This window comes from Pseudomonas sp. GW822-FHT04C11, assembly GCF_058800905.1.
In genome coordinates, this window is sequence record NZ_JBXAMS010000008.1 from 22,913 (window position 1) to 48,032 (window position 25,120).

The 25,120-nt window shown below is 59.3% G+C and carries 24 protein-coding genes and 1 pseudogene; 4 read left to right on the plus strand and 21 right to left on the minus strand.

The window, feature by feature from the left end:
* The first annotated feature begins 37 nt into the window (after positions 1-37).
* Complete coding sequence (locus AC1RJ3_RS14905) at positions 38-1,078, plus strand: asparaginase (protein WP_493079378.1); 1,041 nt, start codon at positions 38-40, stop codon at positions 1,076-1,078.
* Positions 1,079-1,089: 11 nt separating this feature from the next.
* On the opposite strand, the gene AC1RJ3_RS14910 is transcribed toward AC1RJ3_RS14905, so the two are convergent.
* Positions 1,090-1,425: a DUF2834 domain-containing protein gene (locus AC1RJ3_RS14910; RefSeq protein ID WP_347926930.1), complete on the minus strand. Its 336-nt coding sequence runs from the start codon at positions 1,423-1,425 to the stop codon at positions 1,090-1,092.
* A gap of 246 nt (positions 1,426-1,671) precedes the next feature.
* Between AC1RJ3_RS14910 and ilvA the strand changes: the two are divergent.
* Positions 1,672-2,679: pseudogene (gene ilvA / locus AC1RJ3_RS14915) on the plus strand (threonine ammonia-lyase, biosynthetic); the annotation flags it as partial.
* A gap of 33 nt (positions 2,680-2,712) precedes the next feature.
* On the opposite strand, the gene AC1RJ3_RS14920 reads toward ilvA, so the two are convergent.
* Both AC1RJ3_RS14920 and eco read right to left on the minus strand, forming a co-directional pair.
* Complete coding sequence (locus AC1RJ3_RS14920; protein WP_054597543.1) at positions 2,713-3,018, minus strand: NIPSNAP family protein; 306 nt, start codon at positions 3,016-3,018, stop codon at positions 2,713-2,715.
* Between the two features lie 14 nt (positions 3,019-3,032).
* Positions 3,033-3,512 (minus strand): serine protease inhibitor ecotin, encoded by a 480-nt coding sequence (gene eco, locus AC1RJ3_RS14925; RefSeq protein WP_347926925.1) that lies wholly within the window; start codon positions 3,510-3,512, stop codon positions 3,033-3,035.
* Between the two features lie 318 nt (positions 3,513-3,830).
* Between eco and AC1RJ3_RS14930 the strand changes: the two genes are divergently transcribed.
* Positions 3,831-4,103, plus strand: a complete 273-nt coding sequence (locus AC1RJ3_RS14930; RefSeq protein ID WP_054597541.1) for a DUF1652 domain-containing protein — start codon at positions 3,831-3,833, stop codon at positions 4,101-4,103.
* Here AC1RJ3_RS14930 and AC1RJ3_RS14935 read toward each other — a convergent pair.
* The 5 genes from AC1RJ3_RS14935 to AC1RJ3_RS14955 form a co-directional block, all read right to left on the minus strand.
* A complete protein-coding gene (locus AC1RJ3_RS14935) occupies positions 4,100-4,498 on the minus strand; it encodes a hypothetical protein (RefSeq protein WP_347926923.1) in 399 nt (132 codons plus the stop codon). The two genes, AC1RJ3_RS14930 and AC1RJ3_RS14935, sit on opposite strands and share 4 nt — an antisense overlap.
* Positions 4,499-4,587: 89 nt before the next feature.
* Positions 4,588-4,851: a DUF2790 domain-containing protein gene (locus AC1RJ3_RS14940; protein WP_347926922.1), complete on the minus strand. Its 264-nt coding sequence runs from the start codon at positions 4,849-4,851 to the stop codon at positions 4,588-4,590.
* Between the two features lie 172 nt (positions 4,852-5,023).
* Positions 5,024-5,692 carry a hypothetical protein gene (locus AC1RJ3_RS14945; protein ID WP_493079379.1) on the minus strand — a complete coding sequence of 223 codons (669 nt, stop codon included), beginning with the start codon at positions 5,690-5,692 and terminating at the stop codon, positions 5,024-5,026.
* The gene (locus tag AC1RJ3_RS14950) at positions 5,689-6,222 is read right to left on the minus strand and encodes a hypothetical protein (protein WP_347926919.1); all 534 of its coding nucleotides are present in this window, start codon (positions 6,220-6,222) and stop codon (positions 5,689-5,691) included. The genes AC1RJ3_RS14945 and AC1RJ3_RS14950 overlap by 4 nt, the downstream gene beginning before the upstream one ends.
* 81 nt (positions 6,223-6,303) lie before the next feature.
* The gene (locus AC1RJ3_RS14955) at positions 6,304-6,981 is read right to left on the minus strand and encodes a hypothetical protein (protein ID WP_054597536.1); all 678 of its coding nucleotides are present in this window, start codon (positions 6,979-6,981) and stop codon (positions 6,304-6,306) included.
* A gap of 356 nt (positions 6,982-7,337) precedes the next feature.
* On the opposite strand from AC1RJ3_RS14955, the gene AC1RJ3_RS14960 reads away from it, so the two are divergent.
* On the plus strand, positions 7,338-8,639 hold the full coding sequence (locus AC1RJ3_RS14960) for an OprD family porin (RefSeq protein ID WP_493079380.1): 1,302 nt from the start codon (positions 7,338-7,340) through the stop codon (positions 8,637-8,639).
* Between the two features lie 125 nt (positions 8,640-8,764).
* Here AC1RJ3_RS14960 and AC1RJ3_RS14965 read toward each other — a convergent pair whose 3' ends face one another.
* From AC1RJ3_RS14965 to AC1RJ3_RS15025, 13 genes are all read right to left on the minus strand, one after another.
* Entirely contained in the window at positions 8,765-9,709 is a 945-nt protein-coding gene (locus AC1RJ3_RS14965; RefSeq protein WP_493079381.1) for a carbohydrate kinase family protein, read from the minus strand.
* Between the two features lie 13 nt (positions 9,710-9,722).
* Positions 9,723-11,216 carry a xylulokinase gene (gene xylB / locus AC1RJ3_RS14970; protein ID WP_493079382.1) on the minus strand — a complete coding sequence of 498 codons (1,494 nt, stop codon included), beginning with the start codon at positions 11,214-11,216 and terminating at the stop codon, positions 9,723-9,725.
* Positions 11,217-11,339: 123 nt separating this feature from the next.
* Positions 11,340-12,815, minus strand: coding sequence for a mannitol dehydrogenase family protein (locus AC1RJ3_RS14975; protein WP_493079383.1), 1,476 nt, complete (start codon positions 12,813-12,815; stop codon positions 11,340-11,342).
* A 15-nt stretch (positions 12,816-12,830) separates the two neighbouring features.
* Positions 12,831-13,934, minus strand: coding sequence for an ABC transporter ATP-binding protein (locus AC1RJ3_RS14980; protein WP_054597531.1), 1,104 nt, complete (start codon positions 13,932-13,934; stop codon positions 12,831-12,833).
* A gap of 35 nt (positions 13,935-13,969) precedes the next feature.
* Positions 13,970-14,800: a carbohydrate ABC transporter permease gene (locus tag AC1RJ3_RS14985; RefSeq protein ID WP_493079384.1), complete on the minus strand. Its 831-nt coding sequence runs from the start codon at positions 14,798-14,800 to the stop codon at positions 13,970-13,972.
* Positions 14,801-14,810: 10 nt separating this feature from the next.
* Positions 14,811-15,737: a carbohydrate ABC transporter permease gene (locus AC1RJ3_RS14990; RefSeq protein WP_103316550.1), complete on the minus strand. Its 927-nt coding sequence runs from the start codon at positions 15,735-15,737 to the stop codon at positions 14,811-14,813.
* Positions 15,738-15,930: 193 nt separating this feature from the next.
* Positions 15,931-17,241, minus strand: coding sequence for an ABC transporter substrate-binding protein (locus AC1RJ3_RS14995; protein WP_493079385.1), 1,311 nt, complete (start codon positions 17,239-17,241; stop codon positions 15,931-15,933).
* Between the two features lie 219 nt (positions 17,242-17,460).
* Positions 17,461-18,735, minus strand: a complete 1,275-nt coding sequence (locus AC1RJ3_RS15000; RefSeq protein ID WP_493079386.1) for an OprD family porin — start codon at positions 18,733-18,735, stop codon at positions 17,461-17,463.
* A gap of 102 nt (positions 18,736-18,837) precedes the next feature.
* The gene (locus tag AC1RJ3_RS15005; RefSeq protein WP_493079387.1) at positions 18,838-20,487 is read right to left on the minus strand and encodes an ABC transporter ATP-binding protein; all 1,650 of its coding nucleotides are present in this window, start codon (positions 20,485-20,487) and stop codon (positions 18,838-18,840) included.
* A gap of 2 nt (positions 20,488-20,489) precedes the next feature.
* Positions 20,490-21,350 carry an ABC transporter permease gene (locus tag AC1RJ3_RS15010; RefSeq protein WP_347926903.1) on the minus strand — a complete coding sequence of 287 codons (861 nt, stop codon included), beginning with the start codon at positions 21,348-21,350 and terminating at the stop codon, positions 20,490-20,492.
* Positions 21,347-22,288 (minus strand): ABC transporter permease, encoded by a 942-nt coding sequence (locus AC1RJ3_RS15015; RefSeq protein ID WP_123424751.1) that lies wholly within the window; start codon positions 22,286-22,288, stop codon positions 21,347-21,349. Before AC1RJ3_RS15015 ends, AC1RJ3_RS15010 begins: the two co-directional genes overlap by 4 nt.
* Positions 22,289-22,298: 10 nt before the next feature.
* Positions 22,299-23,858 (minus strand): ABC transporter substrate-binding protein, encoded by a 1,560-nt coding sequence (locus AC1RJ3_RS15020; RefSeq protein ID WP_493079388.1) that lies wholly within the window; start codon positions 23,856-23,858, stop codon positions 22,299-22,301.
* 117 nt (positions 23,859-23,975) lie between these two features.
* Positions 23,976-25,100: a C45 family autoproteolytic acyltransferase/hydrolase gene (locus AC1RJ3_RS15025; RefSeq protein WP_081013824.1), complete on the minus strand. Its 1,125-nt coding sequence runs from the start codon at positions 25,098-25,100 to the stop codon at positions 23,976-23,978.
* Between the last annotated feature and the right edge of the window lie 20 nt (positions 25,101-25,120).

A 25,120-nucleotide genomic window follows, 5' to 3' on the forward strand; every position in this document is an offset into this window, starting at 1 on the left:
CCGCGCAGGGTTTTCAAGCAATCAGCAGGAATGCCGGATGAACAGGGAACAGGCGATTGCCGCGATCGTCTACCGCGGTAATAGCATTGAAAACACTCACATCGCGCATGTCGCGGTCGTCGATGCCCAAGGCCGCTTGCTCAGCGGTTTTGGTGATCCATCGCGCATGACATTGGCCCGGTCCGCCGCCAAACCTGCGCAAGCGTTGGCGGTCATGGAAACTGGTGCACTCGAACAATTCGGTCTGGACGATGCTGACCTGGCCTTGATGTGTGGCTCCCATAGCAGCGAAACACGGCATATCCAGCGAGCGCTGGGCATGCTGGCCAAGGCCGGCGCCAGTGAAGCAGACATGCGCTGCGGCGGTCATCCGCCTATCTCGGATGAGGTCTATCGGGCCTGGATCAAAAGCGATTTTGTCCCCGGTCCGGTGTGCAGCAATTGTTCAGGTAAACACGCTGGCATGTTGGCGGCCGCCAAAGCGCTGGGTGCAACGCTGGAGGGTTATCACCTTCCAGCTCATCCGCTTCAGCAGCGGGTGATGCAGACGGTGGCTGAGGTTTGCGAGGTTTCAGGTGACGCCATTCAGTGGGCTACCGACGGCTGCAACCTGCCGACACCGGCCTTCGCGCTGGATCGCCTGGCGTTGCTCTTTGCCAAAATAGCCAATGCTGCCGATACCGGTGAAAGTGCCCGGTCGCCACGTGAAGCTGAATTGGCGCGAATTTACCGAGCCATGGCCACATACCCTGAGCTGGTCGCCGGGAAGGGCCGTTTCTGTACAGCACTGATGAAGGCCTTCAACGGTCAACTGGTGGGCAAGGTCGGTGCCGACGCGAGCTATGCAATCGGTATACGCGGTGTGACCGACCAGCAGGCGCGGGGTATTGCGGTAAAAGTCGAGGACGGAAATCAGACCATCCTCTATGCGGTGGTCTGTGACGTGTTGACGCAACTGAGCATCGGTACGGCCGCGCAACGTGCCCAACTCAGTGCCTGGCATCACCCGCCAATGCTCAACACGGTGAAGGTACAGACTGGGCGTATCGAGCTGACGTTTTCACTGCCGCCCGTTTAGCGCTCTTCTGCTCACGCTTGCTGCCCGAAAACAGCACTGGTTTTTCGGCTGCGAAGCCCGCGCACCACCAAATACAGCAGTGGCCCGACGGAAACGAATACTGCGGTAATCAGCAGGTACGGCAGCACTGACAACACTGAATGGCCACGACTCCGGGCATCCTTGTACATCCAGATGCCTGCGAGGGTGGCTAGCAGATAAAGGTCGATCACCACTTGGGCAGTATCGGGGCGGGACATCAGGCTGATGCCGAAATCGATGAGTGACTGCTCGGCATGGAGCATCACTGAAACGGTATAGCCAGCAAAGGCGAGAAGGGCGATCAACGGGAGTGCGACAGACTTCATGCTTTCCTTCCTTGGGACGATGAACGATTTTTGAATACTATCGCATCCGACAAAAAACTGGCCATTGACTTGCCTTTCGCGCGCAGCTAATTTCGAGCCATGACTTCCACCGTATCGCGCTGCCAGCCAAGCATTATTACCGCCATTCCTTATTTGGCGGGCTAGCTGACGACTGCACCCAACCCGCCCTAGAGGCGGGTTTTCATTTTCTGTCTCCGGGGCCGTGAACAAAGCCAGGAGACGTTGATGGACACCAACACCGACACTGCAACCGCCAAGCAGGCCCTGCTTGAGCGTTACGTGAAAAAAATCCTCGCCGCACCGGTTTATGAACTGGCAGTGCGCACGCCTTTGCAGGTGGCACCGGCGTTATCCGAGGTGCTGGGCAACCAGATCCTGCTCAAGCGTGAAGACCTGCAACCGACCTTTTCCTTCAAGATTCGTGGTGCCTACAACAAGCTGGCCCAACTGAGTGCCGAGCAAAAGGCTCGCGGGGTGATTACCGCCTCGGCTGGCAATCACGCCCAAGGCGTGGCACTGGCGGCGCGGGAGTTGGGGATCGAGGCGAGCATCGTCATGCCCACGTCAACGCCGGAGCTGAAAGTGATTGGTGTGCGCAGTCGTGGCGCGAATGCGGTGTTGCATGGCGAGAGCTTTCCGTTCGCCCTGGAGTACGCATTGAACCTGGCCCGGCAAACCGGCCGGATCTTTGTTTCGCCCTTCGACGATCCGGACGTGATCGCCGGGCAGGGGACGGTGGCCATGGAAATCCTACGTCAGCATCAAGGCGCATTGGACGCAATCTTCGTCCCGGTGGGCGGCGGCGGTTTGATCGCCGGCATCGCCGCGTACGTCAAATACCTGCGGCCGGAGATCCGTATCGTCGGCGTCGAGTCGGAACACTCCGCATGCTTGCAAGCAGCAATGCTCGCGGGAGAGCGAGTGGTGTTGCCAAAAGTGGGCACCTTCGCCGATGGTGTAGCCGTCGCACAGATCGGTGAGTATGGCTTTGAAATTTGCCGCCATCATGTCGATGAAGTACTCACGGTCAGCAACGACGAACTGTGCGCGGCGATCAAGAATATCTACGACGATACCCGCTCGATCACCGAGCCATCCGGCGCGCTGGCCGTGGCCGGAATCAAGAAGTACGTGGCGCAAACCGGTGTTTGGGGGCAGACCCTGGTGGCGATCGACTCGGGGGCCAATATCAATTTTGATAGCTTGCGGCATGTGGCCGAGCGCGCCGCGTTGAGCGGCGCTCCGGTGTAAGTTGCTGAAAGGGATTCAGGCGAGCAGCGGACGCAGAAACGTCCGCTCGTAACTGAGGATGAATTTCTTCTCCATCACCTGCGCCACCAACGCGGTGCTTTCGGAGTCGGTCAGGGCAATATGCCGATAGCTTTCGTAGTCGGCCAGCGAAGGAAAGCTGAACAGGCAATAAGCGATATTGCTCGCGCCTTCGGACGGTAGGAAGTATCCGTGGTGCGTACCGCCCAAGCGTTCGACAACACCAAGCCAGGCCTTGGCGTAGGCTTCAAACTCGGCGAGCTGGTAAGGGTCGATCACGTATTTGACGTGGCAGGTAATCATAGTGTGTGCTCCGTTTATTCTTGACGGGCTTTCTCGACCTTGGCCGACGCCGACCAGATCCGGTAGCGCACTTCGACGTCTTTCGGCACGTAGACCACAATCGGCAGCTTGCTGTTGTAACGCAGCCGGAAACCCTCACCGACGACCGGCACGAAGTCCTGCTTGTTCTTGCCATCCGGGCACGCCATCAGGGTGCTCATCGGGCCGATGACTTTCTCCAGTCGATAGAACGGATAACCCCAGCCTTCGAGGTTTTTTTCCTCCAGCGTGCCACCCAGACGCTGGTGATTGCAATCGACAGTCAGGGTTTTCCCGGCGAGGATTTCGACCTGGTAGCTGTCTTCCCGAGTCTGCGGCGCGAGGTGAATCACTTGGCGGGTAAAACCGGTTTCAGCCTTGGGATAGGGGGCAACGTCTTCGAGTTTCGCAGCGCTGGCCAGAGTGGACAGACCGGACAGCAGCACCGCCGCGGCGGTGAGAGTTGATGAGCGCATGATGCCTCCTTGCTCTTGGTTGAGTCGGTGAATGCGAGCATTCTTACTGTGCAGGTCGCTCAATGCAAATCACGACGGCGAAGTTGGCAACGTGAGAGATGATTAGTGGCAATCATGCGTTTTGCACGAGGTCACTTGGCGGTTCGTCGCAAATAGCTGATTTACCGACGGCCCGTCGTGCGAATTCCCGGGCATACCTTATGCTTCATTCCAGTGCATGAAAAACACGCCAGGAAAAACCGCGAGATAAGGATGGGCAAGACTGACGGCGGTTAACCCGGCGATTGATCGATGGTCCTACAAAAAGGGAGGGGTGTAATGTTTCTTTCTGCCTTGGAACTTCGCAATATCATTGAACACAGCTTTTTGCCTAAACGGTGCCAATGCACCTTGTCACCGGACTTGTCGATGACCGTCAAGGTCTACGACAACCACCGGACGGACCAACTGGATCTGCTGGTGACCGGCATCGATGCGAACGCTCTTAACGGCTGTCGTGAAATCAACGATTTGATCGCTGAGTTGCGCCACGACCTGGAGGATCACACCCCCGGCAGCCATGTGCTCGCGTCAAAGGTCCGCGCGCATTAATCCACGATTTCTGCGAGTTCGACGGGCGCACGCCGGGTCTGGAGAAATGCCAGGCCCAGCGCAATCTCCACCGCCACCGCCAGCAAGATACCCGGGCCGGCGTGGCCGTTGAGCCATTCGCCGACACCCAGTGTGGCCAGCCCGAAAACCGCCACCACGAGACCGCTGCTCAGCGCGCTACGCGAAATGGACGGCGGCGCGTTGCGAGTCTGATAAAACATCACGCCCAGCGCCACAAACAACATCGCACTGCGTCTGGCCACCAAGCCTGTCGCGTCCGAGTATCCGATACTCCAGATCGACAGCATCACCTCGGGTATAAAGCCCCAGACCAGCGCCAGCGCAAAACACAGACCAGCGGTAAACATCGACAGTGTGCGAAACGAAAACTGCATGGCGAATCCTTGCGGCAGTGAGGGGAGGCCAAAGCATAACCTTTGGCCTCGCCCATCACCAAATGCCTGGCGTTGCGCAGCGCCATGACTCAGTTCTGATAGCTGCAGGCATCCGACAGCTTGCGATAGCTGATGTATTCCTGTTTACCCACGTCGTCGATGAACTTCATCTCCGCCGTCACCACCTTGCAGTCTTGCGTTGTGGGCTCGGTCATCGAAACCACTTTCTTGACGTGCAGCGACATTCCGTAGTGATACGGCACAGGCTGGGAGGGTGCGGAGTCGGCCAGCGCCAGCCCGGTAAACCCGGTGCAGGCGAGGGCAGAGGCCACCAGTAAAGTTCGCATGTTCATGAGAAGTCTCCGGTGCAGACGTGAAGTCAGCGCGACACCTGACGATGTCGGCCCTGCCGCGCAGGGCGTCAGAAGATTCTGCGCGAACGCGGTCCAGTTAATTTTAGACCGCAGGATTAACCGGGGGTTAAGCACGGTGGGTGTTGCTAACAGACGTAGCGGATTGATCGGCTTACGGTTGAGGACCATGCAGTTCGATCAGGGGGCCTCCATTTTCATCAGATGCTGGTGGTAACTCATCAAGCTCCAGATACGTGTCGTCTTTTCCGTAGACCAAATACTTGTGGGAGCTCTCATTACCCGTGTTCTCGAAAATCACGCGAGCCCCCTGTTCGGACATTTGCACCCAGCGCGGGCGATTTCTTTCGGCGAAATCGACACGCTCTATTTGCCCTGTTTTCGGGTCGTAGTAAAAAAGAGCGCCCTGGAGATAGTTCGACGTGAATTCACCAGAGACCACCAGTACGTTCATATTCGATTGATTGGATGCGCACTGCCACTGAACAGAGGTACCTCGAGAGGCATCCTGGGTGCCAAAGATAAGTCGGTTTTTTTGAGTGTGGCGGATGTTGTAGATGTAGGAGTCAACAATGGGTGAGCCACGTAACAGTTCGACCGTATTCCTGGGGCCTGCCAACTCACAGCTGACGACAGATATTATCTGTGGTGGTGCAGCAAAAGTATGTACGCAGAAAAGGGCAAGCGAGATGCCAAGCGAAATTTGTCTCATTTGAATCATATGCCGTATGAGCCGTATTGAGTCAGGGTAAAGAGTATTAATGCGGCTAACTGCCCGGCATGTGAGCAGTGATGGAAGTGTCAATGCCAAACGTTTGCTCATTTCAAGCGTAGAACCTTAAATCCGAGCTTGTCTGGAAGAGTATCAACGCCTTCGACTTCTTCCGGCTGTCCCTTTGCATTGACGAAATCGTAGACCAGAAACTTTGCGGCGACTTCATGTCCACTGTTTGGAATGACGAGTCGCATCTGTTCACGCCCGACATAGAGCCAGCGAGGAAGCGCTTTTTCAGAAAAATCAATCCGTTCGGTAGCGTGACTTATTGGATTCTTTCGTAAGAGGACTCCCTTGGAGTACGGAGTTCCGTAGTTGAGTGCGAATATCAAGCCGGACGCAACACACTTGGCCATGACAATCTGTCCGACAAAATCAGCGTTCGGCATATCGGAAAATGCACTCTGGATATTCCCGTCGACTTTCAAAAACAGCTTCTGACCTTCCAAAGTCGATGTGGCCAACAGCGATGCATGCGTTCCATCGGAGAATGGACAGCTGAGGATCGCCTTGATGGGTTCTGCGTAAGCAGGGCCGCCCACCAACAGAGCTATCGTATACAGCCAAATTTTTCTCATTTGACCATGTTCTTTAATATTTGCGCCGAGGCGGGTTAAAGGGAGAGGGACACAAAAAGGGTCACGCTGGTCAGAAGAGGCTCAAGGCGCGACGCATGACTCCTTGGCCGAGACGGGCACTCGGCTCAAAAACAGCTGCAAACCTTGCTGATACGAATCCGCGTCCATCACATCGCTATGCCTGGGGATGTGATAGGCCTTGTCCTCACGATACAGTTTGGCGCAGGCAACGGAGTAGAAGTCGGGCGTTACTGTGAGACGCGCAATCTGCCCCCAGGCCAGCCTACTTATGGCGCCTTTGCCCCTGGTATTGATCAGGGTGAAGCCCTGGTCGTCGAATTGCAGGCGATAACCACCTTCTGCTGCCTTGAGGGAAATGCGCAATTTCATTGCTATGAGCCGCTGGTTCGCGCTGCGAAAAGGCGCGCGCGGCTTGGCACGGTTGTCGGCGATACGTTCACGTAAATGGCTTAGCAGGCGACCGGAGTAGACCCGCCAGAACACCAAGAAGATCACCCCGAACAGCGCCATGGAGATGAACTTCTGAGTGCTGAACTCGCGCGCAGGGAAATAGATTGCCAGCATGCCGCCAACCAGGCCCAGGAGAAACAGCAGCGGGGCGATCAGGCGGTCCTGAAAGCGTGCGACATAGCCCAGCAGTCGGGCCTGCTGTTGATCATGCTTGAGCATCTCGCGCTCCAGCAGTTTGCCGATCCTGATCTCGGTATGCTTGGGGGTAATGCTGAATTGCAATTCCATGACGTTGAATCCGAAGTCCGTTTCCTGATGAGGACGGGAGTTTACGTGTTTACGCTGCTCCCGGCATACGTAACCAGTCGGACAGAATGCGCCTCTAGGGTCGTGGCTAGTCTGGTCTTGTCACCGAAAAAACGATGAGTACGTGTTCATTAAGCGCTATCGGTAACTCATCGGCGGGCAGTAATTGGCAGTCATTTTCAGACTAAAGTCGTCTGTATCAGCTAGCAGCCATCTGCCACTATTGGCAATCACCCCCGTAACTTTTCACTTCATCACGGCGAACCTTTTCGCTGGATGAACGCTATTTGTGTTGGCTGATTGTCCTGCCGCAAAGATGCGCTGTTGGAGCTTTTTTCATGCGTCCCCCGTTTCCCCTCATCACACCGTGCCCGGTTCTGGGCTTCGGCGCTTTAGTCCTGTGCGCAGGTTTTACCGCGCAGTCCCAGGCCAGCGGTTTTATCGAAGACAGCAGCGTCAAAGTCGAATCGCGCACGGTGTATTTCAACCGCGATTTTCGTGATGGTCATACCTCGAACGAGCAGGGTGCGTCGAAGCGTGACGAGTCGGCTCAGGGTTTCATACTCAATCTGCAATCGGGCTACACCGAAGGCACCGTAGGGTTCGGCGTCGATGCGTTGGGCATGCTCGGGCTCAAGCTCGATTCCAGCCCCGACAGCAGCAACAGCGGCTTGTTGCCGTCCACCGGCGAGAATCCACGTGGCTCGAAAGACCAATACGCCAAGCTGGGCCTGACGGCCAAAGTCCGCGTTTCGCAAAGCGTCCTGAAGTACGGCGCGTTGCTACCGGATCTGCCGCTGCTGAAATACAACGACGGTCGTCTGCTGCCGACGATGTTCAACGGTGCGATGCTCACATCGAAAGAATTCAAGGACCTGACCTTCACGGCCGCGCGCCTGGACAAATACACCGCTCGGGATTCCACCGACGCCCAGGACATCCGCGTGCACTGCAAGAACAAGCGTTACGCCTGCAACGCCACGGCCGATCACTTCGATATGTATGGCATCGATTACAAGATCAACGAGCGCCTGACCGCTCAGTATCATTACGCCGAACTGGAAGATATCTACCGTCAGCACTTTGTCGGTTTGCTGGCCAATCAGCCATTAGGCTCGGGCCTGTTGAAGGCTGACCTGCGCGTATTCGACAGTGCCGACAGCGGCGCCGCTCGCGCCGGCTCCATCGAGAACCGTGCCTTGAGTGGCATGCTCGGCTACACCCTTGGCGGTCACACGCTAAGCGCCGGCTGGCAGCGAATGATCGGTGATAACTCGATGCCGTACCTGGATGGCAGTAACCCGTATCTGGTCAACTATGTGCAGGTCAACGACTTCGCTGCGGCCCAGGAACGCTCCTGGCAGTTGCGCTACGACTACGACTTCAAGGCCGTCGGCCTCAATGGCTTGAGCTTCCTGACCCGCTATGTGAATGGCGATCAGATCAAGGTGCCGGGCAGCGAGCAGGAAGGCAAGGAGTGGGAGCGCGACAGCGAGCTCAAGTATGTAGTGCAGAGCGGGACGTTCAAGGATCTGAGCCTGCGGCTGCGCAACGCGACGTATCGGAGCAACTACGAGAAGTTCGCCCGGGATGTGGATGAGACCCGGTTGATTGTGAGTTACAACTTTTCGGTGTTGTGACAGTGAGAGTTGTGGTGTGAGGTAGACCGCTTTCGCGGGCAAGCCTTGCTCCTACGGGTGATCAATGTCGTCAAGTAACACGTGACCTGTAGGAGCAAAGCTTGCTCGCGAAGAGGCCCTCACATTCAGCGCATTTCCAACTGATGCCGGTACGGCAAATCCGGCCCGGTCTTGCTGCACGTCAGGGCGGCTGCGCTGATGGCGAACCTGAGCATCGCGTCGATCTGTTCGCGGCTCAAGCGCTGCAAGCCGTCGACTGAATCGAGCTGTTGCTCGGTCAGCCAGGTGATCAATGCAGCCTGGAAAGTGTCACCGGCACCAACGGTGTCGGCAATGACCACCTTGCTTGCCGGCGCGGACCAACTGCCATGACGATGGCTGAACACCGTCGCACCCTGGCCGCCGCGGGTCAGGAACACCAATTGGCAGCGATGTTCGAGCCAGCTGTCGATCACACTCTGCGGCTCGCGCCCCGGATACAGCAGGCTCAAGTCTTCGTCGCTGACCTTGATCAGGTCGGCGTATTTCATCAACTCGGCAATCCGCGAACGCCACAATTCGATGTCCGGCTCGGGATTAAGCCGTACATTCGGATCGAGGCTGATCAGGCGTTTACCGCTTTCCCGACGTACCAGCGCCAGCAGTGTGTCGGCAATCGGTTGCACCACCAGCGAGAACGAGCCGATGTGCAGACCGCGCACCTCATCACTCAACTCTGGCAGATGGGCGAGCGTGAGCTGGCGATCAGCGCAACCTTCACCGCGAAAGCTGTAATGTGGCGAGCCATTGGCACCGACCGCGACCATCGCCAGGGTGGTTGGCGCGTCGAAGTCCAGCAAGTAATCAGCACGTACCCCTTCATCAGCTAACACCTGCTGCAAGCGACGGCCGAGGTAGTCGGTGGACAGCCCGGCGAACAGCGCCGAGTCCACCCCCAATCGACGTAAGCCGACCGCCACGTTGAATGGTGATCCGCCAGCAATTGCCTTGTAATTCACGGTCGAAGCCTGACTGCTGGCCGCGTTTTCGCTGAAGAAATCGAACAGTGCTTCTCCACACACCAGATACATAGTTGTTCACTCTTTAAAGGGTTGCGACCTGTTGGCGATAACGCTCATAGGCCTGTTGGTAGGCCGCTACATTCGCCGCAACGGGTTGGGTTTCGCTGGTGGGGTCGAGGCTGACACAGCGCTCGCACAACGCCAACAGACTTTGCTGGGTACCGGCGGCCGACTCGCACCACGCCGCCTGAATCGCTGCACCGAGGGCTGCGGCCTCGCTGTGTTCGGTGCACACCACCGGGGTATTCATGATGTCGGCGACCATCTGCCGCCATGCCGGGCTTTTTGAGCCACCACCGGTGAGGCGAATGCTGCGGCTCTGCAATCCGTTGTGACGCAATAGGTCCAGACCATAACGCAAACCGAAAGTGGTGCCTTCAACCACCGCGCGGCAGAGGTTGGCCTGGGTCAGGTTGCTCATGTTCAGCCCCAGCAGGCTGCCGGTGGCATGGGGCAGGGCGGGGACGCGCTCGCCGTTGAGGAACGGCAGCATGCTCACGCCTTCGGCGCCAATCGGTGACTGCTCGACCCGGGCATTGAATTGTGAGAGGTCGAGATCGAACAGCTCACGCACGGCGCTGGTCGCGTTGGTCAGGTTCATTGTGCAAATCAACGGCAGCCAGCCGCCACTGGAGGAGCAGAACGTTGCGACTGCCGCGTCCGGGCTGACGTTGGGCTGCTCGGCGTAGGCATACACGGTGCCCGAAGAGCCCAGGCTCATGGTGATTGCACCGGGCTGGATATTGCCGGTGCCGAGGGCGCCCATCATGTTGTCGCCGCCACCGCTGGCGACCAGCGCCTTTGGGTTGATGCCCAATCGTTTGGCGATGTCCGGCAAAATCGTGCCGACCGCCTGATGCGCCTCCAGCAGTTCGGGCAGCGCCGCTTGCAAGCGCCCACTGGGGTCGATGTCACGAAGTAGCTGCAGATCCCATTGGCGGCTTCGCACATTGAAGTAGCCGGTACCCGAAGCATCGCCGAACTCGCTGCAGCAGCGCCCGGTCAGCCAAAAGTTGAGGTAGTCGTGGGGCAACAGAATGTGAGCGATGCGGGCGAAAATTTGCGGATGCTGCTCTTCGGTCCACAACAGTTTGGACACGGTATAGCCCGGTGCGATGGCCACGCCGAGACGTTCCAACGAGCCACTTTCGCCGCCCAGATGAGCCAGCAATCGCTGGTTTTCTACGCTGGTTTCAGTGTCGCACCAGAGCTTGGCCGGGCGCAGGACCTGACCTTGTTCATCGAGCAGGACCAGGCCATGTTGCTGGCCTGAGACGCCGATGCCGAGAATCTCCCGGCCGCTGATGTTGGCGGCGAGTAAGGCCTGGCGAGTGGCGAGGGTCAAGGCTTCAAGCCATTGGGCCGGGTCTTGTTCACGACGGCCATTGGCGCTGCTGATCAGGCTGTGGGCGGCGGCGCCTTGACCGAGAACTTTACCGCTGCGCGAATCGAGGATCAGCGCTTTGGTGCCCTGGGTGCCGCAGTCGATGCCGAGGAACAGGTTCCTGATACTCATGAAAACTCCGATGCAGATCGTTCCCACGCTCTGCGTGGGAATGCCTCAATGGACGCTCTGCGTCCGCTTTGGATGTGACGCGGAGCGTCACGGGCTGCATTCCCACGCAGAGCGTGGGAACGATCATTGTGCGAGTATTTTTTCGAGCGTTCGCGTCACACCATCTTCACGCAAGCTGTTACAGCACCATTCAAACGCTGCAACAAACTCCGCAGAGTGGGGGATCGCCGTGCCAAAGATCTCCTCAACCTCCAGCATCCGCTGAGTGATCAACGCATCATCGGCCACCAGAGCCTGACAGAACTCTGCCCGTGGGTCGGGAATCGGGTAGGTATCGCCATTCTCATCCACGCCCTTCAAATAAATCGCCCACGCGGCCACTACCAATGCCGCCCGCTTGGTCTCGCGACCATCGGCAATCAAGCGGTTGATGGTTGGTACGGTGAATTTCGGAAACTTCGACGAGCCGTCGGAGCAAACCCGCGCCAGTTGATCGGCAATCGCCTGATTGGAGAAGCGCTCGAGCAGGGTGTTCTTGTACTGCGTCAGGTCGATGCCCGGCACCGGCGCCAATTGCGGCGTTACGTCGAGGTCCATATAGGCGCGCATGTAACGCACGAACAACGGGTCGTTCATGGTTTCGTGGACGAAGCGATAGCCCTTGAGGAAACCCAGATAGGTCAGGGCCAGGTGACTGCCGTTGAGCAGTTTGATTTTCATCTCTTCGTAAGGCGTGACGTCGTCGGTGAACTGCACACCGACTTTTTCCCAGGCCGGACGACCGTTGACGAAGTTGTCTTCCAGCACCCATTGCACGAAAGGTTCGCAGACCACTGGCCATAGATCGTCGATGCCGTGTTCGTCGTGCAGGTGCAAGCGGTGAGCCGAGCTGGTCATCGGTGTGATGCGGTCGACCATGGCGTTGGGGAAACTGACGTTTGCGCCGATCCAGTCCCGCAGATCGGCATCGCGCAGGGCGGCGAAGGCCAGCAGGGCCTTACGGGTGACCGCGCCGTTGTGTGGCAGGTTATCGCAGGACATCAGGGTGAACGCTGGAATGCCGGTGGCGCGGCGTTTGGCCAGGGCCGCACAGAGGAAACCGAACACGGTTTTCGGTGCGTTCGGATGCGCCAGGTCATGCTGGATCTGTGGCAGCTGGGCCATGAACTCACCCGTGCTGTCGTCAATGCAATAACCCCCCTCGGTGATGGTCAGCGAGACGATGCGAATGTCCGGGCTGGCGAGTTTATCGATCAGCGCCTGGGTGTCGTCTTCGGCCAGCAGCATGTCGCTGATGGCACCGATGACCCGTACTTCGGTGTCGCCGCTGTCGCCCAGTTCAAACAGCGTGAACAGGTAATCCTGGCTGGCCAGGTCATCCCGGGCGCGGCGATCTTCGGCACGCAGGCCGATGCCGCAGATGCTCCAGTCCAGGCCTTCTCCAGTGTTCATCAAGGCATCGGTGTAATAGGCCTGATGGGCGCGATGGAAACCGCCGACGCCGATGTGTGCGATACCTTGGCGAGTCGCACTCAGGGTGTAGGCGGGCAAAGCCACTTCAGGTGCCAGACGGGTAAGGTTGGGCTTGTTCAGTTTCATGTCGGATCTCGGCAATCAGGCAGCGGCGCGCAGCGGTCTGGCCACCGCCACCCCGTTGGCATCGAATAAGTGGCAGTGTTCGGCGTCCAGGTGCAGGCTCAGTTGTTCGCCATAACGACTCGCCAGATCGCCGCGAATGCGCATGGTCAGCGCTTCACCGGAGGCGGTCAGCACGTGGCAGAAGGTGTCGCTGCCCAGGCGTTCGCTGACGTCGGCGGTGACTTGCAAGGTGCAGTCGCCGGGTAACGCGAGGTTCAGGTGTTCCGGACGAATACCCAGCGTCACCGCGCCGCCAATGCTCAGGTTGGCACCGCTCAGCGGCAATGTGATGCGAGTGCCAGCGTCCAGTAGCACTTCGCAGTTCTGGCGTTCGACACGGGTGACCTTACCCTTGAGAAAGCCCATTTTCGGGGTGCCGAGAAAGCCTGCGACAAACAGGTTGGCCGGCTGGTGATAGAGCTCCAGCGGCGAGCCGACCTGTTCGATCCGGCCACCGTTGAGCACCACGACCTTGTCAGCCAGGGTCATGGCTTCGACCTGGTCGTGGGTCACGTAGATCATCGTCGCCTGCAGTTCTTTATGCAGTCGTGCCAGCTCCAGGCGCATCTGTACTCGCAGGGCGGCGTCGAGGTTGGACAGTGGTTCATCGAACAGGAAGATTTTCGGGTTGCGCACAATCGCCCGGCCAATCGCCACACGCTGACGCTGGCCACCGGAGAGCTGTTTCGGCTTGCGTTCGAGCATCGGCCCGAGCTCGAGAATCCGTGCCGCTTCGTTGACCTTTTTCTCTACCTCGGCCTTGTTCACTCCGGCCAGGTCGAGGGCGAAGGACATGTTTTTGCGCACGCTCATGTGCGGATACAAGGCGTAGGTCTGGAACACCATTGCCAGATCGCGCTTGGCCGGGCTGACTTCGGTGATGTCGCGTCCGTCCAGTTCGATGGTGCCGGCAGTGACTTCTTCCAGACCGGCGATCAGCCGCAGCAGGGTTGATTTACCACAACCGGACGGGCCGACGAAGACCACGAACTCGCGGTCGTTCACTTCAAGGTCGATGCCTTTGATGATGGAAAAGCCTTCGAAACCTTTTTGCAGATTCTTGATTTTCAGGTGGGCCATGACGGGCCTCCGCTTTTAATGATTCGAAAGGGGCGTTATTTCACGGCGCCGAACGACAGGCCGCGGACCAGTTGTTTCTGGCTGATCCAGCCGAAGATCAGGATCGGTGCGCAGGCCAGCGTCGAGACCGCCGACAACTTGGCCCAGAACAACCCTTCGGGACTGGAGTACGAGGCGATCAACGCGGTCAGCGGCGCGGCTTTCGACGAGGTCAGGTTCAGCGACCAGAATGCCTCGTTCCAGCACAGGATCAGCGACAGCAACACGGTCGACGCCAGTCCGCCCTTGGCGATCGGCAGCAGCACCCGGACCATTTCCTGCCACAGCGTGGCGCCATCCAGGCGCGCGGCTTCGAGGATGTCCTTGGGAATGTCCTTGAAGTAGGTGTAAATCATCCAGACCACAATCGGCAGGTTGATCAACGTGTAGATGATGATCAGCGCGATCCGCGTATCGAGCAGGCCGAAACTCTTGGCCAGCAGGTAGATCGGCATCAGCACGCCGACTGGCGGCAGCATCTTGGTCGAGAGCATCCACAGCAGCGTGCCCCGGGTGCGCTGGGTTTCGTAGAACGCCATCGAGTACGCCGCCGGCACCGCGATCAGCAGGCACAGGGCCGTCGCGCTGAACGAAATCACCACCGAGTTCCAGGCGAAGCTGAAGTAGCCGCTGCGCTCGTTGACGTGCAGGTAGTTCTCTAAAGTTGGCGTGAAGATGAACTGCGGCGGCGTGGCGAACGCGTCGATTTCGGTTTTGAAACTGGTCAGCACCATCCAGAAGATCGGGAAGAAAGTCAGGATCGCGATGGCCCAGGCCAGGGTACCGAGCAACAGGCTTTGCAGGCGGCGGGTTTGTTGAAGAGTCATGGCGCAGGCCTCAGGCTTTATCTGTCAGGTTTTTGCCGATCATCCGCACCAGGATGATCGCCGCAATGTTGGCAATCACCACCGCAATCAAGCCACCGGCCGAGGCCATGCCGACGTCGAACTGCACCAGCGCCTGGTTGTAGATCAGGTAGGCGAGGTTGGTCGAGGCGTAGCCGGGGCCACCGTTGGTGGTGGTGAAGATTTCGGCAAACACCGAGAGCAGGAAGATGGTTTCGATCATCACCACCACTGCAATCGGCCGTGCCAGGTGCGGCAGGGTCAGGTGCCAGAAGATCGCGATGGGGCCGGCACCATCCAGGCGCGCGGCTTCTTTCTGTTCCTGATCGAGTGACTGCATGGCGGTCATCAGGATCAGGATCGCGAAGGGCAGCCATTGCCACGAGACAATGATGATGATCGACAGCAGCGGGTAATGCGCGAGCCAGTCCACCGGTTGCGCGCCGAAGAGTTTCCACACGGCCGCGAGAATCCCCGAGACCGGATGGAAGATCAGGTTCTTCCAGATCAGCGCGCCGACGGTGGGCATGATGAAGAACGGCGAGATCAACATCACCCGCACGATGCCGCGACCGAGAAACTCACTGGCCTCCAGCAAGGCACTGATCAAGACGCCGAACACCACGCTGATCAGCAGCACGCTGCCGACCAGCAACAAGGTATTGGTGGCGCCGGGCAGGAAGCCCGAATCGGTCAGGAAGTAGCTGAAGTTCTCCAGCCCGACGAAGGCGTTGTCGCCGGGGTACAGCAGGTTGTAGCGGATCAGCGAAAAGTACAGGGTCATGCCCAGCGGCACGATCATCCACAGCAGCAACAGCGCCACCGAAGGGCTGACCAGAAACCAGCCCGGGTTGGCCAGCCGGCTTTTACGCAGCGGCGCCGGAATGTCCATTTGTGCTTTGAGAGTCGAGGTATTCATGGCGATCACTTACTCGTTGTACAGCGAGTTCCCTGTGGCGAGGGAGCTTGCTCCCGCTCGTGGGCGAAGCCCACGCCAATCTCGTCGATGCGTTCGCTGACAAATCGCATTCGCCGGTTTTGGGGCCGCTTCGCCCGAACGCGGACCGGCCCAGCGGGAGCAAGCTCCCTCGCCACAATTAGAGGTCTGCCGGTTACTTGGGATAACCCGCGCGCTTCATTTCACGTTCGGTGGTTTGCTGGGCGGCCGCCAGGGCTTGGTCGACGGTGGTCTGGCCGATCAGCGCGGCAGAGAACAGCTTGCCGACCTGGGTACCAACGGCCTGGAACTCAGGAATGGTCACCAGCTGGATGCCGATGTAGGGCACCGGCTTGAGGGTCGGTTTGCCCGGATCGGCAACCTTCAGCGATTCCAGCGTGACCTTGGCGAACGGCGCGGCATTCATGTAGGCCGCGCTGTAGGTCGAGGCGCGAGTGCCAGGCGGCACGTTGGCTATGCCGTCCTTCTCAGCCACCAATGCGCCGTACTCTTTCGAGGTGGCCCAGGCGCTGAAGGTTTTCGCTGCATCCTTGGCTTTGGAGCTGGTGGGAATCGCCAGCGCCCAGGAGTACAACCAGGCCGAGCCTTTGTCGGTCACTTGATGGGGCGCGTAAGTGAAGCCGACGTGCTCGCTGACTTTGCTTTGAGTCTTGTCGGTGACGAACGAGCCGGCGACGCTGGCGTCGACCCAGATCGCACACTTGCCGCTGTTGAACAGCGCGAGGTTCTCGTTGAAACCGTTGCTGGAAGCACCCGGCGGGCCGGACTTTTTCATGGTGTCGGCGTAGAAGCTCAGCGCGTTCTTCCACTCGGGACCGCTGAATTCCGGCTGCCACTTCTCATCGAACCAGCGTGCGCCGTAGGCATTGGCGATAGTGGTGATCAGCGCCATGTTCTCGCCCCAGCCGGCCTTGCCGCGCAGGCAGATACCGTACTGTTCCTGGTCGGGTTTGTTGAGTTTGCCAGCGAATTCGCCGATCTGCTCCCAGGTCGGATGCTCGGGCATCGCCAGGCCTGCGTCCTTGAACAGGTCGGTGCGGTAATAGGTCATGGAGCTTTCGGCATAGAACGGCAGGGCGTAGAGCGTGCCCTTGACCGACAGGCCTTCACGCACGGAAGGGAATACGTCGTCGAGCGCGTAACCGGCGGGGAGATCCTTCATCGGTTCCAGCCAGCCCTTGGCGCCCCACAGTGCAGCTTCGTACATGCCGATGGTCAACACATCGAACTGGCCGCCCTGGGTGGCGATGTCGGTGGTCAGGCGCTGACGCAGGACGTTTTCTTCCAGTACCACCCAATTGAGCTTGATCTCCGGGTGCTCGGCCTCGAAGGTTTTCGAGAGCTTTTGCATGCGGATCATGTCGCTGTTGTTGACGGTGGCAATGGTCAAGGTTTGTGCGCCAAGGCTGACGCTGCTGAGGGTCATGCAGGTGCAGGCAAGCAGAGCTTTTACAGTGGGTTTCATCGCGCACTCCTCTTCTGAGCCCTGGGGGCAGCAGAAGGACAGTTATTGTTTTTGTGTCTTCCGGAGGTAGGAAGAATCTGAGGCTGATTACAGCCCTCAACACACGCGATGACAAATCATTGGTAGCACTTGCACTGATACTTTTTTGCACATGGAAAGATCGCAGGCTACGCCAGCCCTTTGCTGGAGACGGCGCAGCCTGCGATTTTTAATGTCGTCTTACCACAGTTTGACGCTGTAACTGAGGACCAAGCGGTTTTCGTTGGTGTCGCGTTGGTAGTTGCTTTTGCTCATACCGTTGCGCCAGCGGGCGCTGACGTTCTTCAGCGGTCCGCTCTGGATGGTGTAGCCGAGGTCGATGTCTCGTTCCCACTCCCGGCCTTCGCCGACAAATTTTTTGATCTGCGCCTGATCTCCCTTGGCGTAGCGTGTGGAGAACAGCAGCCCCGGAATGCCCACCGTAGCAAAGTCAAAATCGTAGCGGGCGTGCCACGCGCGTTCCCTGGTTTGCGAGAAGTTGCTCAGTTGGTATTCGGTGAACAGGTAAGTGTTGCTGCCGTCGACATACGCAAACGGTGTTTCACCGTACTGCTGCTGGAAGCCGCCACCGATGGAGTGTCCGGCAATCGCATACATGAAGCGCGTGCTCAATGCGCGGTTGTCGACGGTGCCGGCCAGGCCTGCACCGGCAGCGTCAGCACTGAAATAGCGAATATCGCTCTTCAGCGTACCGCCGCCCAGCGCCAGGCTGTGCTTGAGGCCGACGTAGTGCTGCTGATATATGTCCTCAAGCTGCGCGTAGTAATAGCTACCGGTAAGCGTTGGGTTGAACCGGTAATCAGCGCCGCCGAAACGGAATTCATCGCTTTTTGCCGAGCTCTTGTAAGCGCCGTTCTGGCTGGTCAGCCCCATCTTTTCGTAGTTGGTCGATTCCCGCTGTTTGACCTGATCGATCTGCCCGCCGCGTAAGGTCAGGCCCTTGATGTCGCTCGAGCTGAGCAGGGCGCCTTCGAAGCTCTGCGGCAGGACTCGGCTGGTGTTCGGTTGCAGCAGCGGCAAGTCGGGCAGCAAATGGCCGACTCGCAGCTCGCTCTTGGCAACGCGGGCCTTGGCGGTCAGGCCTACCTTGGAATAGCTGTCGTGGGCACGTCTGGCGTAACTCGGTTTGCCCGGTTCGGCTGTGCTCTCTCGGGATAACAAACCGCTGCCGGAGCGATCCGGGCTGGAGTCGAGCTTCAGTCCGAGCATGCCGAGTGCATCCAGGCCAAAACCGACCGTGCCTTCGGTGTAGCCCGATTGCAGGTTCAGCAGAAATCCCTGGGCCCATTCATCACGCTTGGACTGGCCATTACCTTCGCGGTAGTCGCGGTTGAAGTAGTAGTTTTTCGAGTCCAGCGTGGCCTTGCTGTCCTTGAGGAACTCCGCTTCGGCGGCCATCGGCAGCAGGCTGGTGCCGCCGATCAAGGTCAAGTGCTGCATGAGTCTGGCGTTCATGGTGTTGGCTCCTGTGAGGGCTCGTTGTTGTTTTTCGGGCATGGCTTCGCCATGGACGCATTCAGTGATGTCTGAAGGCGTCCGAGGCAAAGTCAGTGATGATTAAGGTGTGGGCAGCAGGTTTTCGGGTTTTGGTCGCAGCCGGTAACCGCCGCTTGCCAATTGTTCCAATGGGCTTGCGGCTGCCAGTAATTGGCGGGTGTAGGGGTGCAAGGGATTATCGAAGACCGCTTCGCGGCTGCCGATTTCCACGATATGGCCCTGGTGCATGACCGCCACCCGATGGGCGATGCGTTCGACGGCCGCCAGGTCATGGGAAATGAACAGGCAGGCAAAACCGTACTGCGCCTGCAAGCGCTCGAACAGTTCAAGGATTTGCTTCTGGATGGTCATGTCCAGCGCCGAAATCGGTTCGTCGGCGATCACCAGTTGCGGGTGCCGTACCAGCGCTCGACCAATGGCCACTCGCTGGCGTTGACCGCCCGACAGTTGATGGGGAAAGCGCTCCATGAACGCTTCCGACAAACCGATATCCACCAGCGTGGTGGCGACACGCTGACGTTTTTGCTCCTCGCTTAGCTCCGGCAGATGGCGCAACGGTTCGGCGAGGGTTTCGCCAATGCGCATCCGCGGATCGAGGGACGAGTAGGGGTCTTGAAAGATCATCTGGCATTGCAGCCGATGATCACGCTGACCGGCCTTGAGGATATCGATGCCCTTGAAGCGAATCTCGCCGGCACAGGGTTTGACCAGTCCCACCAGTGCGCGGCCCAGCGTGGTTTTGCCCGAACCACTGCCGCCGACCAACGCCAGGGTTTCACCCGCAGCGATGCACAGGTTGGCACTGTGCACGGCGCGCTTGGGCTGAGATTTACCCCAGAACCGTGCATGCCCCGGATGCTCGATGCTGACGCCGGTAATTTCCACCAGCGGTTTGTCGGTCGCTGGCAACGCGGCCAGTTCGCCGCGCTTGGGCAGCGCTTCGAGCAATTGGCGGGTGTAGGCGTGTTGCGGGGCCAGCAGAATGTGATTGATCGAACCTTGCTCCACGGCCTGACCGTGGCGCATGACCACCACCTTGTGGGCGTAACGCGCCACCAGCGACAGGTCGTGGCTGATGAACAGGATCGCCGTGCCTTGCTCGCGGGTCAGCTCCAGCATCAGCTCGATCACGTCCAGTTGCGCCAGGCAATCGAGGGCGGTGGTGGGTTCGTCAGCAATCAGCAACGCCGGGCGCAGCAGCATCACCGAGGCGAGCATGATCCGCTGACGCATGCCGCCGGAGAACTCATGGGGATAGGCGCTCAGGCAGCGCTCGGGGTCGGTGATGCCGATGCGCGTCAGCATGTCCACGCAGCGCTGGCGAATCTGTGCCTTGTTCAGGCCGGTGTGCAAGCGCAGGCCTTCGGCCATTTGCTCACCAATGCGGATGGCCGGGTTGAGCGAAACCATCGGTTCCTGGAACACCATGCCGATTCGAGCACCGCGGATATCACGCAATTGCGCACAACTCAGCTGATGGAGGTCCTGGCCTTCGAAGCGGATCGCACCACCACAGACTTCCATCGGCAGTGGCAGCAGGCCAATCGCTGCGCGTGCGGCCATGGTCTTGCCGCTCCCGGATTCGCCCACCAGCGCGACAATCTCGCCGGGCGCGACGGTAAAACTCAGGTCGTTGACCGCCAACGGGCCTTCGGCACCAGCGCGGATCAGCAGATGGTCGACTTCAAGCAACAGTTTTGGACTGGGCATGATCAACGGCTCATTCGAGGGTCGAGGCGGTCGCGCAGGGCGTCGCCGAACAGGTTGATGGCGACCAGCGCCAGGGCGATGAACAACCCTGGGAACAGGCCGAGCCAGGAGGCGTTGGCAATGTACGGGCGGCTGGCGGCGAGCATGTTGCCCCAGGTCGCTGCGGGTGGCGGAACACCCAGGCCGAGGAAGCTCAAGGCACTTTCCGACAGCAGCGTCCAGCCGAACATGCTGGTGGCGAGTACGCAGAGCGGCGCAACACAGTTGGGGGCGACGTGGCGGTACAGCGTGTAGAACTCCGAATTGCCGATCACCCGTGAGGCTTCGATGAACTCGCGTTCACGCAGCGACAGCACACTGCCGCGCACCACCCGAACCACCGACGGTGTATAAGCGATGCTCAACGCCAAAACGATGCCGTACTGGCTGGCCCCGATGATCGCCATCAAGCCCAGCGCCATCAGGATGCCGGGGAACGCCAGCAATGCATCGTTGATCATCATCAGAACTCGATCGGTCCAGCCCCGCAGGTAACCGGCGAGCATGCCGATCACACTGCCGAAAAACAGCGCCAGGCACACGGTCAGCAAGCTGATCCACAAACTGGTGCGCGCACCGATGATCAAGCGGCTGAGCACGTCACGGCCAAACTCGTCGGTGCCTAGCCAATGCAGCGCCGAGGGTGCCTTGAGGCGAGACAATAGATCGATTTTCAGCGGGTCGTAAGGTGTCCAGAACACACCAAGCAGGGCCATGCTGATCAGCAGAGCCAGCAAGGTGCCGCCAATCAAGGCATTCGCCGGTGGCCAGCGCAGTGGGCGACGCGCCGGTGTAGCGCTCACGGAAAGCCGGGAGACGGTCATAATTTCACCCTTGGGTCGAAGAGTGGATAGAGCAGGTCGACCAGCAGGTTGACCGCCACGTAGATGAAAGTGATCAGTAGCAGGCAGCCTTGCAGCACGGGGTAGTCGCGAGCGTAGATAGCGTCGACCATCAAGCGACCGATGCCGGGCAGGGTGAACACTGTTTCCAGCACTGCGATGCCGCCCAGCAAATTGCCGAGGATCAGGCCGATCAAGGTCCAGGTTGGCGCAAAGGCATTCGGCAGTGCGTGACGCCACAGCACCGCGCGTTCCGATAAACCCTTGGCTCTGGCGTGGGCGATGTATTCCAGCCGTAGCACCTCGATGGTGCTGGCCCGGGCCATCCGGGTAATGGCGCCCAATTCCACCAGCGTCAGGGTGACAATCGGCAGCACCAGATAGGTCACGGCTTCACCGGGATTCTGGGCGAACGGCACATAACCGACCACGGGCAGCCAGTTGAGCTTGATCCCGAACGCGTAGAGCAACAGCAAACCGAGCCAGAAGCTGGGAATCGACAGCAACAGGGTTGCGCCGGTGACCAGCCCGAGGTCCAGCGCGCTGTCCTGTTTCCAGGCCGCGAACAGGCCTGCTGGAACGGCAATCAACGCCGCCAGCAGCACCGCCACCAGCACGATGCTGGCGCTGACCGAGAAGCGGTCGAGGATCAGTTCGAGCACCGGTTGTTTGCTGGTGATCGACACGCCGAGGTCGCCACTGAGCACCGATTGCAACCAATACACGAACTGCACGCCGATCGAGTGATCCAGCCCCAATGCCGCGCGGGTGCTGGCCAGGCTTTGCGGGTCGGCCATATCGCCGAGCATCAGCAGCGCCGGGTCGCCGGGGATGAAGCGGATCAGCGCGAACACCACCACGGAGATCAGCAACAGGGTCGGCACCGACAGTGCCAGGCGTTGAGCGATAAATCGCAGCATGATCGATCTCCTAGTCGGCCAGTTTCACGCCCCACAGGCGCGGTTTGGCGATGGGCCAGGAGCGGTAACCTTCGACCCGATCCTGAAAGGCTCCGACGGTGCTGCCGTTGTACATCACCACCATCGGTACATCGGCAAGCATCTGTTGGTGCAACTGATCGAACAGGGCCTGACGTTTGCCCGGTACGATTTCGCGCATGGACTCAAGCATCCAGCCCTGCGCCTGGGGGTTGTCCCAGACCTTGCGGGGTTGCTGGTTTTTGTCGCCCATCACCGACTCGAAGTTCAGCGCCGCGTCAAAACGCGCCGAATAGGAGAACGCCATGATCTGGTACGCACCGCTCTGGTAGCGCTCCAGTTGAGTACCCCATTCGAGGGTTTCGATATCGATGTTCAACCCGGCCGCCTGGGCCATGGCCTGGCTCAGTACCGCCATGTCGAACACGCTCTGGTAGCGTTTGTTGGTGATGATTTTCAGCGGCTGGCCGTTGTAACCGGCTTCCTTGAGCAGACGCTTGGCTTCTTCGATGTTGGCTTTGTAGCCCAGCTTCTGAACGTTCTTGTGGTAGGGGCTGGTGTCTGGCACCACCGAGTTGTTGGCGTGGGACGTGCCTTCGGTGAGTGCCTGGACCATTTGTTCGCTGTCCAGCGACAGCGCGATGGCACGCCGAATACGCACGTCCTTGAGCAGTGGATCGCGGGTCTGGAACAGCAGGGCGTTGAGCGACATGTTGGCACTGCTGGAGGTCTTGATGCCTGGCAAGGTGCCGAGTTCGTGGGCATCCATCACCGTGACATCGGGCAGCACGTCGACCCCTTTCGATTGCAGCGCGGCTTTGGCGGCTGCCGCATCGGGGATGACCATGAAGCGCAGGTTATCGATAAACGCCTGCTTGTTGCCGGTGTAGCCGTCGGTGCCCGTCTCCGGGCGGGCGCTGTAGTCGGCAAAGCGTTGCAGATCGACATATTGCCCCGGTTTCCATTCGGCAAGCTTGAACGGCCCGGTACCGATCGGCGCTTGCCACTTGCCGTTCGCATCGACAGAGGACGGGTGCAGGATGCCGGTGCCGCCGCAATCGGAACGGGCCATTTGTGCGAGGAACAGGCCATTGGGTTTGTCCAGCGTGAAGACCACGGTCAACGGATCCGGTGCGCTGATGTCGGCGACTTTTGCCACCCCGCGGCCATCGAAGTCTGCGAGACAGCGCCATTGGGTTTGCGGGTCGAGATAGCGTTTCCAGGTCCACAGCACCTCGGCGGACGTGAGGGCGGCGCCGTCATGAAATTTCACCCCGTCACGCAGGGTGAAGCGGTACTCGAGGCCATCGGCCGACACCTCGACCTTGCTGGCCAGCAGCATGCCGACCGAGGCGTCTTCGCGGTAAGCCACCAGGCCTTCGACAATGTGCAGGATCACCGCGTCGGTGTTTTCGTCGCGATTGACGCCGGGATCGGTGCTGCGAATATCCGCGTTGAGGGCTACACGCAAGGTGTTGGCGGTGGCGTTGAGACTGCCAAGAGCGAGACTGCTGAACCCTAGCGTCAGGGCGATACGAGTGAATGTATGCACGGGAGTGATTCTCCATGGGCGGTTTGCGACGGTGAGAGCCGGCAAGCGTCGCAAACCGTTAGTTGTTTATTGTCATTGTTCTTGTCGTGCCGCCCGCAGGGCAGGGTGTCGCGTGAGTTACTTGAGGTAGCGGTTGATGTCGCCCTCCATGGCCAGCGAATAGGCGGTGAATTCTCGGTTCACGGCTGGCAGCGGTGCGACTTCCATCAAGCCCTTGGCCGGGCGCATCACCACCATGGCAACGGTAGCCGACAGGTTGCCGGCCATGTTGGAAAGCGGCGGGCGACACACCGCCCACGGCGTGCCGAAGTCATCGAAGAAGGCTTTTTTCAGGTGCTCGGCGGTCAATTGCCCGGGCGTTTCGCTGAGGATTTGCCGCACACGCACGTCGCGATAGAGGCTTTCGGGAACGCTGTTCAAGCCGGCTTCACGCAACTTGCCCAATGCCACCGGGCTCTGCCAATGGTTGGCGTGTACCAGCAACCCCTGTTCGGCCTGAATCGGGAAGACTTCATCCGGGGCGCATTCAAAGTTGATCGCATAGCCACCAGCGTGACTGAGCATCATGTTGTTGGAGGTGGATTTGGCGGTGGTGGCGACCACCTTGATCGACAGCGCGAAGTGCGCGGCCTCCAGCGCCTTGCGTCGAATGAATGGCAGGGGCACGCCGACCTGGGTGTAGTCGCGTTCGGACTCCAGGTAGTTGGCGGTGATTGCGGTGCCGATCGAGTTCAAGCCGTTGCGGGCCAGGCCGCCGGCTTCGGTGAAGGTCAGTACATCCGGGCCGTCTTCGCGCAGGACTTTCAGCACAATGGCGCTCTCGGCACATTCCGCGCGCCAGTCCCAGTTTTGTCCGTGAATCACTTCGTTGGCGGCCGATGCCGTCGGCAGAATCACCGCGCCAGTGCAGCCATCCGGATCTGGCAGGCGAGCCTTGCGTCGGCCCAGCTGGATGATCTCGGTGCGGGCGTTGATCAGCACGATAGCTTCGAAATCGCAGCCTGCACCCTCGGCGATACCGCGCATTTCCTGAGCGTACTCCGGCTCGAATGCTTCGATGCTGGGCACGAACTCATTGGCAAAGCCACGGATGTCGGCCCAGGTGTAGCCCATCTTCAGCAGCTGGACAGAGTAGATCTCGATGCTTTTGTGAATGCGCTGGCTGACCGCTTGACCGTATTGGAGGCCGCGGTCGAAGGGGGTGCCGCTGATCTCGACGAGAGGGAAAGGGGAGTGGTTCATGGTTGGCGATCTCATGTTTT